The organism is Citrobacter sp. Igbk 16 (assembly GCF_028069755.1).
In the GTDB taxonomy this organism is placed as follows: domain Bacteria; phylum Pseudomonadota; class Gammaproteobacteria; order Enterobacterales; family Enterobacteriaceae; genus Citrobacter.
Window position 1 is genome coordinate 102,724 of the sequence record NZ_JANEWJ010000007.1, and the last position, 12,661, is coordinate 115,384.

Sequence of the window (12,661 nt, forward strand, 5' to 3'; positions counted from 1 at the left end):
CCCCCATTTCAACAGGAGAGAGACATGTTTGATTTACTCCTGCGCCATGCGCGTCTGGTTGACGATACGGTGAGTGATATTGCGCTAAAGGACGGCAAAATTGCGGCGCTGGGCGACATTGATAGCCCGGCGGCAAACATCATCGACTTACGCGGCGAGTGCTACGTCAGCGCAGGCTGGATTGATTCCCACGTCCACTGTTATCCCAAATCCCCGATTTATCATGACCAACCCGACAGCGTGGGCATTGCCACCGGCGTCACTACGGTGGTGGATGCGGGCAGTACTGGCGCTGATGATATTGACGATTTTTACACGCTGACGCGCGGTGCAGCCACTGAAGTTTATGCACTGCTGAATATCTCCCGCGTTGGGCTTATCGCGCAGAACGAGCTGGCTAATATGGCCAATATCGAGGCCGATGCGGTGCAGCAGGCGGTGAAACGCCACCCCGATTTTATCGTGGGTCTGAAGGCGCGCATGAGCAGCAGCGTGGTCGGTGAAAATGGCATTACACCGCTGGATCGGGCTAAAGCGATGCAGGCGCAGAACGGTGACCTGCCGCTGATGGTGCACATCGGCAATAACCCCCCGGATCTGGATGAGATTGCCGAACGCCTGATGGCGGGCGACATCATCACCCACTGCTACAACGGCAAGCCAAACCGCATTCTGACACCGGAAGGTGAGCTGCGTGCATCGGTGACACGGGCGATTTCGCGCGGGGTTCGTCTGGACGTTGGGCACGGTACAGCCAGCCTCAGCTTTGCGGTGGCGAAACGCGCTATCGAACTGGGTATTCTGCCGCACACCATCAGTTCCGATATTTACTGTCGCAACCGTATCAGCGGCCCGGTGTATTCCCTGGCGAATGTGATGTCGAAGTTTCTCGCTATCGGCATGTCACTGCCGCAGGTTATTGAATGCGTAACCGCCAATGCGGCCGATGGTCTGCGGCTGAAAAACAAGGGCCGACTGCAGGTGGGGCTGGATGCCGATCTGACCCTCTTTGCGTTGAAACGCCAGCCAGGCGTGCTGGTAGATGCCGAAAACGACAGCCTGCAGGCTGAACAACTGCTGGTGCCGCTTGCCGCAATACGTGCGGGTAAGGGCTATATGACCGAACAAGGGAGCGCGGAACATGCCTTCAATTTTTGAGAAGTACCATTTAAAACAGGTGATTAATACATCCGGTCGCATGACGGCACTGGGTGTCTCCACGCCACGACCGGAAGTGGTTCAGGCTGCGATGGCGGGGATGAATCAATACTTCGAAATGAAAGATCTGGTCAATAAGACAGGTGAGTACATTGCGAAGTTACTGGATGTGGAAGGGGCAACCGTCGTTTCCTGTGCCTCGGCAGGGATTGCCCAGTCGGTGGCGGCGGTGTTGGTTAAAGACAGTGACTGGCTATTGGAAAACCTGCACGTGACGCCTGTCGATAACAACGAAATCGTGCTACCCAAAGGCCACAACGTTAACTTCGGCGCTCCGGTTGGCGCGATGGTGGCGCTCGGCGGCGGTAAGTTAGTGGAAGCGGGCTATGCCAACGAATGCTCGGCGGCGCAGCTGGCTGCGGCTATTACACCGCGCACGGCGGCCATTCTGTATATCAAATCTCACCACTGTGTACAGAAAAGCATGCTCAGCGTAGAGCAGGCTGCGGTGGTCGCTCGCACGCATAACCTACCGTTGATCGTCGATGCGGCGGCGGAAGAGGATTTGCAATGTTACTACCGTGTCGGCGCGGATCTGGTCATTTACAGCGGTGCGAAGGCGATCGAAGGGCCAACCAGCGGTCTGGTGATTGGCAAAACGCAGTATGTTGAATGGGTCAAACGCCAGACGGCGGGCATTGGCCGGGCAATGAAGGTCGGCAAAGAAGGCATCCTCGGTTTGACCTGTGCTATCGAACTGTACCTAAGCGCGCAGAAAGAGAGCGGCGCAGAGATGGTAGAAAAAATGACGCCGTTTATAGAGGCGTTGAATGCCCTGAATGGCGTGAGCGCTCGTGTCGTGTGGGACAGTGCAGGGCGTGACATTGCACGTACAGAAATTAAGTTTGACGAAGCGGTAACCGGTATCGCCACGGGCGAACTGGTCGACGCGCTGAAACAGGGGGAGTATGCGATTTACTTCCGTGGTTACAAAGCCAATGAAGGCATCATTGAGGCGGATGTGCGCAGCGTCGATCGTGCGCAACTGGAGATTGTGGCTCGCCGGATTGCTGAAGTGATTTCGCAGGAGAAAAAAGCATGAAATTAACCCCTAATTTTTACCGCGATCGCGTCTGTCTGAACGTGCTGGCAGGCTCCAAACAGAACGCCCGGGATATTTATGCGGCGGCGGAAGGACACGTGCTGGTTGGCGTGTTGTCAAAAAATTACCCCAACGTTGAAAGCGCGGTTGCGGATATGCGTGAATACGCGGCGCTTATTGACAATGCACTGTCTGTGGGGCTGGGGGCGGGCGATCCGAACCAGTCGGCAATGGTCAGTGAAATTTCCCGCCAGGTGCAGCCTCAGCATGTTAATCAGGTGTTTACCGGCGTGGCAACCAGCCGTGCGTTATTGGGCCAGCAGGATACGGTAGTCAATGGTCTGGTCTCGCCAACGGGTACGCCGGGCAGGGTGAAAATTTCCACCGGTCCGCTAAGCAGCCAGGCACCAGACGGCATTGTGCCGGTTGAAACCGCGATTGCTCTGCTCAAAGATATGGGCGGTAGCTCAATTAAGTACTTTCCGATGGGCGGTCTGAAATGCCGTGACGAATACATCGCGGTCGCGCAGGCCTGCGCCCGCCACGACTTCTGGCTTGAGCCTACCGGCGGTATAGACCTGGAAAATTTCGCGGAAATCCTGCAGATCGCCCTGGATGCTGGAGTGAGCAAAATCATTCCTCACATCTATAGTTCGATTATTGATAAGGTGAGTGGCGATACCCGTCCGCAGGACGTTCGCCAACTGCTGGCGATCACCCGCGCCTGCGTAGGCTAATTAACAGATGAGGAAACTGACGTGAGATTCCCCAACCAACGTTTAGCGCAGCTGTTTGACATGCTGCAAAACGAAGCGCTCCCGCAGGATGAGCTGGCGCAGCGGTTGTCGGTTTCTACACGCACCGTACGTGCAGATATTACGGCGCTAAACACGCTGCTTACCCAGTACGGCGCGCAGTTTGTTCTCAGCAGGGGCAGCGGTTACCAGCTTAAAATTGATGACCCGGCAAGTTATCACTCCCTGCAAACGCAGCAGCCTGAAACGTTGCTGCGCATCCCGCGAACCAGCCAGGAGCGGGTACACTGGCTGGTGGTCCGTTTTCTGACGTCGGCCTTTTCACTGAAGCTTGAAGATTTGGCTGATGAATGGTTTATCAGTCGTGCGACGCTGCAAAACGATATGGCCGAAGTCCGTGAACACCTGCAACGTTATCATCTGACGCTGGAAACGCGTCCCCGGCATGGCATGAAGCTGTTCGGCAGCGAGATGGCGATTCGCGCCTGTTTGACCGATCTGCTATGGACGCTGGCGCAGCAGGATCCGCAGCATCCATTAGTGACTCAAGAGGCGCTGAATGCCGGGATACCTGAGCAACTACAGCCGGTTTTACAGGATATTTTTGCCCGTTTTCATATTCGTCTGACCGATGAGGGCGAGCTGTTTCTGCGCTTGTACTGTGCGGTGGCTATCCGGCGGATTAGCGAAGGGTATCCACTGCCTGAATTTGCCGCTGAAGAAACTGAACAGGCGGTGTGCCTGGCGGCAAGAGAGATTGCGGGGATTTTGCACCAACTGGCAGACAAGCCGCTTTCCGTGTATGAAGAAAACTGGCTTCAGGTACACATTGCCGCCCGTCAGGTACAGGAGATTGCGCCCAGCGCCATCAATGCCGATGATGACGAAGCGCTGGTCAATTACATCCTGCGTTTTATCAACACCCAGTACAACTACAACCTGCTGAATGACCAGCAATTGCATGCCGATCTGCTGACACATATTAAGACAATGATCACCCGGGTGCGTTACCAGATAATGATCCCTAATCCGTTGCTGGAAAATATTAAACAGCACTACCCGATGGCATGGGATATGACGCTGGCCGCCGTGTCAGGTTGGGGAAAATACACGCCGTATACCATCAGTGAAAATGAGATCGGCTTTCTGGTTCTGCATATTGGCGTTGGGCTGGAGCGTAGTTACAACATCGGTTACCAGCGTCAACCGCGTGTGCTGTTGGTCTGTGATGCGGGAAATGCAATGGTGAGGATGATTGAAGCGGTGCTGGCGCGAAAATATCCGCAGATTGATATTGTGGGCACCGTGACGCTACGCGACTACGAACAGCGTGAAAGCATCAGCGAAGACTTCGTTATTTCTACCGCGCGGATCGGTGAAAAAGATAAACCCGTAGTGATGATTGCGCCGTTTCCTACTGACTATCAACTGGAGCAGATCGGGAAACTGGTGCTGGTGGACCGAACCCGTCCGTGGATGCTGAACAAGTTTTTCGATGCTGCCCACTTTCGTGTTATCGACGGCACCATGGATCAGCAAACGCTGTTCAAAACGTTATGCCACCAGTTGCAGGATGAAGGTTTTGTCGACGCGGAGTTTCTTGATTCGGTTGTGGAACGTGAGGCCATTGTTAGCACGATGTTGGGTGACAGCATTGCCCTGCCGCACGCCCTCGGTCTGCTGGCAAAGAAAACGGTGGTCTACACCATCCTCGCCCCGCAGGGTATTGCCTGGGGCGATGAAACGGCACACGTGATTTTCTTGCTCGCCATTAGTAAAAGCGAATACGAAGAAGCGATGGCCATCTACGATATCTTTGTCACCTTCCTGCGTGAACGCGCCATGACGCGGCTCTGCGCGTGTCAGAATTTTGCCGAGTTCAAAACGGTTGCGATGGAGTGCGTCAGTCGTTTTTGAGAGGCGGAAAACAGAATATTAACCGCCTGGAGATTAACGTAAATGATGTACAACCTGGTTGCTGCTGCCGCGCCAGATAAGCGCCGGGTCTTTGAGGTCCTGCACAAATTTGCCATCAACCAGCACGTTGATGAGATCCACTACCTGCATTTGCGCGGCATTGAGTTCATCGAGCTTGTAACCGGTCCACACCCAAATATCTTTCCCCGGACACTCAGCGCGAATACGTTGTACCAGTTGCAGAATATCCGGCACGTTTTGCGGGTGCAGCGGATCGCCGCCGGACAGCGAAATCCCCTGACGATGAATGCGCGTGTCGTTCAGATCGGCAACGATCTTGTCTTCCATCTCTTTGGTGAATGGCAGACCGGAGTTTAACCGCCATGTGCTTTTGTTATAGCAGCCAGGGCATTCATGCACGCACCCGGAAACAAACAAGGTGCAGCGGGTGCCGGGGCCGTTAACGATATCGACGGGATAATATTGGTGGTATTGCATAGAAGATGTCCAGAAAGCATGTAGGCCGGATAAGGTGCTTGCACCGCATCCGGCAACATTGTGATGCCTGATGGCGACGCGATTGCGTCTTATCAGGCCTACGGCCTTTGCAAACGGAAATTAACCTATCTGCCCGTTACCTAAATGCTTAACGCGGCGCTTCACTTCTTCCTGCTTACCGGCGTTAAACGGACGGGCGTCCGGGCTGCCTAAGTAGCCGCATACGCGACGGGTTACCGATACGCGCGCGGCGTCGTGGTTACCACATTTCGGGCAGGTGAAGCCTTTGCTGGTGCATTCGAACTCACCAGTAAAGCCACATTCGTAGCACTCATCGATTGGCGTGTTGGTCCCGTAATACGGCACGTGCTGGTAGCTGTAATCCCACACGTCTTCCAGCGCTTTCAGGTTGTGCTGAATATTCGGGTACTCGCCGTAGCAAATGAAGCCTCCGCTTGCCAGCGGCGGGTACGGCGCTTCGAAATCGATTTTGTCGTACGGGTTTACCTTCTTCTCTACATCAAGGTGGAAGCTGTTGGTGTAGTAACCTTTGTCGGTTACGCCTGGCACCACACCAAATTCGGCGGTATCGAGACGGCAGAAACGGTCACACAGGTTTTCACTGGGTGTGCTGTACAGGCTGAAGCCGTAGCCGGTCTCGTCTTTCCACTGATCGACTGCCTGACGCAGGCGTTCCACAATGGCGATAGCTTTGGCGCGAAGCTGCTCGCTGTCGTACAAGTGTTTGTCGCCAAACAGCGCGTTGATGGTTTCGTGAATGCCGATGTAACCCAGAGAGATGGATGCGCGGCCATTTTTAAAGATTTCAGACACGTCATCGTCTGCTTTCAGACGCACGCCGCAGGCCCCTTCCATATACAGGATCGGTGCAACGCGGGCTTTCACACCTTCCAGACGCGCGATACGGGTCATCAGCGCTTTACGTGCCAGAATCAGACGGTCGTCGAGCAGTTTCCAGAAGGTGGCTTCGTCACCATGAGCTTCCAGCGCGATGCGTGGCAGGTTCAGGCTAATAACGCCAAGGTTGTTGCGTCCGTCGTGAACCTGTTCGCCGTTCTCGTTTTCCCAGACGCCGAGGAAGCTACGGCAGCCCATTGGGGTTTTGAACGAACCGGTGACTTTCACTACCTGATCGTAGTTCAGGATATCCGGGTACATACGCTTGCTTGCGCATTCCAGCGCCAGCTGTTTAATGTCGTAGTTTGGATCGCCAAACTTGTGGTTCAGACCGTCACGAATCGCGAATACCAGTTTCGGGAAGACGGCTGTTTTACGATTTTTACCCAGTCCCGCGATGCGGTTACGCAGAATGGATTGCTGGATCAAACGTGATTCCCAGCTGGTTCCCAGGCCAAAACCAAAGGTGACGAATGGCGTCTGACCATTAGCGGTATGCAGGGTATTCACTTCATACTCAAGGGACTGGAATGCGTCATAGCACTCTTTCTCGGTACGGGAATGTGCATAACCATCAGCATCCGGGATCTGCCACTCTTCAGCGGTTTTACGGTGTTTATTAAAGCTCTCGGTCACGAATGGCGCGAGGACTTCATCAATACGGTTGATCGTGGTGCCACCATAAATATGGCTGGCAACCTGCGCGATGATTTGTGCAGTGACGGCGGTCGCGGTCGAGATGGATTTTGGCGGCTCAATCTCCGCGTTACCCATCTTAAAGCCCTGTGTCAGCATACCTTTCAGGTCGATCAGCATGCAGTTAAACATCGGGAAGAACGGAGAATAGTCGAGGTCGTGATAGTGAATGTCACCACGCTCGTGTGCCTGGACGACATCACGCGGCAGCAGGTGCTGGCGCGCATAATGTTTGGCGACGATACCCGCCAGCAGGTCACGCTGGGTCGGGATCACTTTGCTGTCTTTGTTGGCATTTTCATTCAGCAGAGCAGAGTTGGTTTGCTCAACCAGACCACGAATTTCCTGGTTCAGACGGCCACGTTTTTCACGCTGTATATCACGGTCGTGGCGATATTCGATGTACGCACGGGCGAGTTGTTTGTACGGACCCGACATCAGTTGGTTTTCTACCGCTGTCTGGATCTCGTTGATATCGACCTGGCTGCGCTCATTCATCTGACTGCTAACGACTTCTGCGACGGTGGCACAGTAATCTGCGTCATCGACTCCCGCTGCTTTAGCTGCACGCAGAATGGCTTCTTTGATGCGCTCTGATTTAAACGGCACTTTACAGCCATCTCGTTTCATCACATGCGGTGTCATGATCACTCCATATTTATAAGAACAGGTTATCCACAGAGGTTGGGGAAGCGGCCATGGGTTTATTCATCTATCAGGCCAATGACTTCCCGCAATCCTGACCCACTTTATCCACAATTCCACCGCTAGCCGGGGAAATGTCGTTGTAGCAATTGTAGTCGATTAATACAACATATTGGGTCGGCGTGCATTTTAAGTTCTATATGTAGTGATTTGCATCAAGGATGTTTACGATTTATTTGATGTAGCGCAAAGTAAAAACTGGAGCGTACAGATGACGGGCACTGTAGCCGATTGTAAATTGTGGCAAGAAAAATCTGATTAATTATTCAACAAAAACAGGAAGGTAAGACAGACATCTTCGGTGAAGCCCGGTAGCGCTATACGTACCGGGCTCAAAGCCAATTGCAAGCTATTTTTGCAGCCACCAGATGGCTTCAAAAGGACGTAATGTCATATCGCCTGGCTGGCTGGCGACCTCGGCGTAGTTGTGCATCATCACCTGCCAGTTTCCCTGGGTGTCAGCGGGTTGCCAGGGCTGGAAGGTGTTGCTCAGGTTGGCAATGACCAGAAGCCGCTGCCCTTGCCACTCGCGCTGATAGCACCATATGTGCGGGCTGTCAGGTAGCAGATCCTGGTAATCACCCCAGGTGAGAACCGGCTCTGCTTTACGCAATGCGATCAACTTCTGATAGGTATAGAACACCGAGTTGTCATCATTCAGCGCCGCTGCGACATTGATATCCGCTGCGTTGTCGCACAGATTGATCCATGGTTCACCCTGCGTGAAGCCTGCGTGTTTGCTGGCATCCCATTGCATCGGCGTGCGGCTGTTATCACGGGATTTACTGGCCAGAATCGTCAGTAATTCGTCGGCATCGCGTCCCTGCGCATTCAGCTCAGCGAACATGTTATGGCTTTCCACGTCGCGATAATCGGTTATCTGGCGGAAGTGTGGGTTGGTCATGCCAATCTCTTCCCCCTGATAGATATAAGGCGTGCCCTGCATACCATGCAGCACCATGGCCAGCATTTTGGCGGCAGGAACGCGGTATTTCTCTTCATCGCCAAAACGCGAAACGATACGTGGCTGATCGTGATTACACCAGAACAGCGCGTTCCAGGCGACGTTGTGCATGCCTTGCTGCCAGTGGCGGAACAGGGTTTTTAGCGCCACATAGTCGGGTTTTGCTAGCGTCCATTTCTCTCCATTGGGGTAATCCACTTTCAGATGGTGGAAGTTAAAGGTCATCGACAGCTCACTACCATCCTGGGCGGCGTATTGCTGGCAATGTTCCAGCGTAGTGGATGACATTTCTCCCACCGTCATCAGGTTGCGTGGGGTAAAGACATCGCGGTTCATCTCACGCAAAAATTCATGTGCGCGTGGACCGTCGGTATAAAAACGGCGTCCATCACCGTCTGGATCGTTCGGGAAGTCCTGATCTTTAGAGATAAGATTCACCACGTCGAGACGCAGACCGTCCACGCCGCGATCGGCCCAGAACTCGCACACTTTTTTCAGCTCAGCGCGAACCGCCGGGTTTTCCCAGTTCAGATCGGCCTGCTCTGGGGCAAAGAGGTGCAGGTAATACTGCTCGCTTTCGGCGTGCCAGCTCCAGGCACTGCCGCCAAATTTGGAGCGCCAGTTGTTCGGGCTGGCCTCTGACGTGCCATCGCGCCAGAAATAAAACTGACGATACGGGCTGTTTTTATCCAGAGCGTCACGAAACCAGGCGTGCTGTGTTGAAGTATGGTTAAGCACCATATCAAGGATAATACGGATGCCGCGCGCTTTTGCCTGCGTGACCAGTTCGTCAAAGTCTGCAAGCGTACCGTAGGCCGGATCGACGGACATATAGTTAGCGACGTCATAGCCGTTATCAACTTGCGGTGAAATGTAGAATGGCGTCAGCCAGATAGCATCGACCCCCAGTTTCTGCAGGTAGTCGAGACGCTGCGTCACACCGCGCAAATCACCGGTACCGCTACCGGTGGTGTCCTGAAAACTCTTGGGGTAAATTTGATAAATAACGCCGTTTTGCCACCAGTGTGGAATATTCATTGCTGTTTCCTGGAGATACGATGGGGCGCAACTGCGCCCCGAAGAAAAGTCAGACAATCTGTAAGGTGCCCTGACGGTATTTACGCTGGTAGATGAACGAAGTCAGTACCATCGGGATAACAATGGAAATCACCATCGCCAGACCAAATACCTGCCAGTACGTTGGCTGAATGGAGAGGATGCCAGGCAAGCCGCCGACGCCAATGCCGTTTGCCATCACGCCGTTCAGGCCGCACAACAGCCCAGCAAGGCCCGAACCAATCATTGCGCACAGCATCGGGAAGCGATATTTCAGGTTGATGCCGTACATCGCGGGTTCAGTTACCCCCAGATAGGCGGAGATCGCAGCAGGAACGGAGATTTCACGCTCATTGTGTTTACGACTGGAGATAATGATGCCGACCACCGCAGAGGCCTGAGCGATGTTAGACAGCGCAATCAGCGGCCATACCGGTGTGCCGCCCATGCTCTGGATCATCTGCATATCGATAGCCAGCGTGGTCTGATGTACACCGGTGATCACCAGCGGGGCATACAGGAAGCCGAACAATGCTGCGCCAATCGGGGCAAAGCTGCCGGTCAGCAGATGGCGGACGGCAAACGCGACACCGTCGCCGATCATGCGGCCAAATGGACCGATAAAGGCATGGGCGAGGAACACGGCCAGGATCAGCGAACATACCGGGACGATGACCAGGTACAGATAATCCGGGACGATGCGTTTCATCCGCGTTTCAATAAAGCCGAGCGCCAGGCCCGCCAGCAGCGCCGGAATAACCTGCGCCTGGTAGCCCACTTTCTCGATACTGAACAGGCCGAAGTTCCACACTTCCGGTACCTGCTGGCCGAGCAAATAGGCGTTCATCAGTTGCGGAGAAACCAGCGTGACGCCCAGCACGATGCCGAGGATCGGCGTACCGCCCATTTTCTTCACGGCAGACCAACAAATCCCCACCGGCAGATAGAAGAAGATCGCTTCGCCAATCAGCCACAAGAAGTCGTAGAGCGTTTTGAGCGAGGGATGCATCTGCGCCAGCGTCTGCCCGTTGCTCATCGGCACATCGCCGATGACGTTACGAAAACCTAAGATCAAACCACCGCTGATCAGCGCAGGGAGCAGTGGGAAGAAGATCTCCGCGAAGTGAGAAATCAACTGCTCGTGCCACTTCATGTTCTGCCGCGCCGCTTTCTTTGCCTGCTCTTTGTCGGCACTGGCTTGTCCGGTGGTCGCCAACAGCGCCTTGTAGTAATCACCTACCTCAGTGCCGATCACGACCTGAAACTGCCCGGCGTTGGTGAAGCAGCCTTTGACCATCGGTAGCTGTTCGATCTCTTTCGGTCTGGCATTCGCGGGTTGATTCAACACAAAACGCAGGCGCGTAATGCAGTGACTCACCGTGGCGATATTGTCGCGCCCGCCAACCAGCTCTATCAGCCGGTCGATATCCGCTTGTTTTACTTTGCTCATGATGACGTGTGTTCCCCGTAGGTCGGATTAGACGCTTTCGCGACGTCATCCGGCAGCTGTCTCGTTGTTGGTGCCAGAGTATATCGTCGGTGAATATTTAAAAATGGGAACGTTCCCGAAACGCAGCGAAGATCACAAATTAGTGCTCAGAAAGCGATCAGGAGAGGGTGGCAGGAATGACGATTTGCCGCAGTTCGCTGCGGCCGTTGATCTGTTCGATCAGCTGTAACGCCGCTTGCCGCCCGGCTTCAGCGTAGCCGGGATCGACGGTGATGATCTCCGGATGGAGGAATTTCATCAGCGGCGTATTACCGACGCTTGCCAGTTGCAGGTTGTCGATTCGCTGTTCCTGCAGATATTTGCTGACACCAAGGGCAAGCGTGTCCGTTGCACAGACTAACGCGGTGGTTTCCGGGGTGATGACATCGGCGGCATGCTCATAGCCCTGCTTCATGGCAAGACCAGGCAGAGCAGCGACAGGATGCAGCTTATGTTTCTTGCAGAAGGTCAGGTAGGCCTCATGACGGCGCTTACCGGTGGTGACATCGCTATGGGGGACGCCAAGGAAACTGATATGCCGATGTTCGCGATCGTACAGACGCTGCATCAGGGTATGAATGGCACCTTCGTCGTCATAACAGACGGAGGCAAAGCCTTTGGCATCCCTGGCCAGCAGTACCAGAGAGTCCTGCCAGGAGGTGAGCATGGTTTCCGTTACGCCGGTAAAACCAAACAGCACGACCCCATCAATGTTGCGACGTTTAAGCATTCCCAGATGTTCTTCTACCAGTTCAGGTGAGAACTGGCTTTCCATCATAATCGGATCGTAACCCTGCTCATAAAAGGCGGGCAGCATGGTCTGTACTGCGAGGTTTTCTGAAAGTGAGTCCAGACGTGTGACGATAATCGCCACGACTTTGTCGCTTTGCCCGCGCATGGCGCGTGCGGAGCGGGAAGGGGAAAAACCGTGCTGATTCATCACTGCTTCAACACGTTCACGGGTGCGTTCGCTAACGCCGCTTTCGTTGTTGAGCACGCGGGAAACCGTTGATTTCCCCACGCCGCTTAAGCGGGCGATGTCTTTAATAGTCAGCCGATTTTGCATCCTGTTTTCCCGTTGCGCACTTTTTCAGTTATACCAAAGAGAGTAACTTTACTCATGTGGAGTGCAATGGGCAAAGTCTGCTTTAAACCGTTCACCCTTCAGGCGATGTGTATACGTTTGGTTTAGTTTCCGTGCTGTATCATACCGCCATAATTGTCACAAACCTTATGGTTTTCTGCGTATAATCCGCAGCGCTTATCATTCACTTACCGGAGGCTATATGGATCCCGATCCCACCCCTCTCCCTAAATGGAGAACCCCCCTTCTCCGGTAAGCCTGTTTTCACTGTCTTACCGGAGCTGTAAGACAGTGACGTTCTGACGTCCCTGTTGTGATT

General features: G+C 54.0%; 9 protein-coding genes. 4 read left to right on the forward strand and 5 right to left on the reverse strand.

Annotated features, from left to right (window positions below; all coding sequences use genetic code 11):
• The first annotated feature begins 24 nt into the window (after positions 1 to 24).
• Genes NNO03_RS07255 through NNO03_RS07270 form a run of 4 tightly spaced genes read left to right on the forward strand, consistent with a single transcriptional unit; the run spans position 25 to position 4,932 of the window.
• Positions 25 to 1,158 (forward strand): amidohydrolase/deacetylase family metallohydrolase, encoded by a 1,134-nt coding sequence (locus NNO03_RS07255; protein ID WP_271449174.1) that lies wholly within the window; start codon positions 25 to 27, stop codon positions 1,156 to 1,158.
• Positions 1,142 to 2,260 (forward strand): DgaE family pyridoxal phosphate-dependent ammonia lyase, encoded by a 1,119-nt coding sequence (locus NNO03_RS07260; protein WP_271449175.1) that lies wholly within the window; start codon positions 1,142 to 1,144, stop codon positions 2,258 to 2,260. The genes NNO03_RS07255 and NNO03_RS07260 overlap by 17 nt, the downstream gene beginning before the upstream one ends.
• Positions 2,257 to 2,997: a KDGP aldolase family protein gene (locus NNO03_RS07265; protein ID WP_271440315.1), complete on the forward strand. Its 741-nt coding sequence runs from the start codon at positions 2,257 to 2,259 to the stop codon at positions 2,995 to 2,997. The genes NNO03_RS07260 and NNO03_RS07265 overlap by 4 nt, the downstream gene beginning before the upstream one ends.
• Before the next feature lie 21 nt (positions 2,998 to 3,018).
• Positions 3,019 to 4,932, forward strand: coding sequence for a BglG family transcription antiterminator (locus tag NNO03_RS07270; RefSeq protein ID WP_271449176.1), 1,914 nt, complete (start codon positions 3,019 to 3,021; stop codon positions 4,930 to 4,932).
• Between the two features lie 33 nt (positions 4,933 to 4,965).
• Here NNO03_RS07270 and nrdG read toward each other — a convergent pair whose 3' ends face one another.
• The 5 genes from nrdG to treR form a co-directional block, all read right to left on the reverse strand.
• Positions 4,966 to 5,430: an anaerobic ribonucleoside-triphosphate reductase-activating protein gene (nrdG, locus tag NNO03_RS07275; protein WP_202039771.1), complete on the reverse strand. Its 465-nt coding sequence runs from the start codon at positions 5,428 to 5,430 to the stop codon at positions 4,966 to 4,968.
• A gap of 120 nt (positions 5,431 to 5,550) precedes the next feature.
• Positions 5,551 to 7,689 (reverse strand): anaerobic ribonucleoside-triphosphate reductase, encoded by a 2,139-nt coding sequence (gene nrdD, locus NNO03_RS07280; RefSeq protein WP_271449177.1) that lies wholly within the window; start codon positions 7,687 to 7,689, stop codon positions 5,551 to 5,553.
• A gap of 409 nt (positions 7,690 to 8,098) precedes the next feature.
• Positions 8,099 to 9,751 (reverse strand): alpha,alpha-phosphotrehalase, encoded by a 1,653-nt coding sequence (treC, locus tag NNO03_RS07285; RefSeq protein WP_271449178.1) that lies wholly within the window; start codon positions 9,749 to 9,751, stop codon positions 8,099 to 8,101.
• Positions 9,752 to 9,800: 49 nt separating this feature from the next.
• A complete protein-coding gene (gene treB, locus NNO03_RS07290) occupies positions 9,801 to 11,219 on the reverse strand; it encodes a PTS trehalose transporter subunit IIBC (RefSeq protein WP_271449179.1) in 1,419 nt (472 codons plus the stop codon).
• Positions 11,220 to 11,376: 157 nt separating this feature from the next.
• Positions 11,377 to 12,324 carry a trehalose operon repressor TreR gene (gene treR, locus NNO03_RS07295; RefSeq protein WP_137383943.1) on the reverse strand — a complete coding sequence of 316 codons (948 nt, stop codon included), beginning with the start codon at positions 12,322 to 12,324 and terminating at the stop codon, positions 11,377 to 11,379.
• Positions 12,325 to 12,661 lie beyond the last annotated feature (337 nt).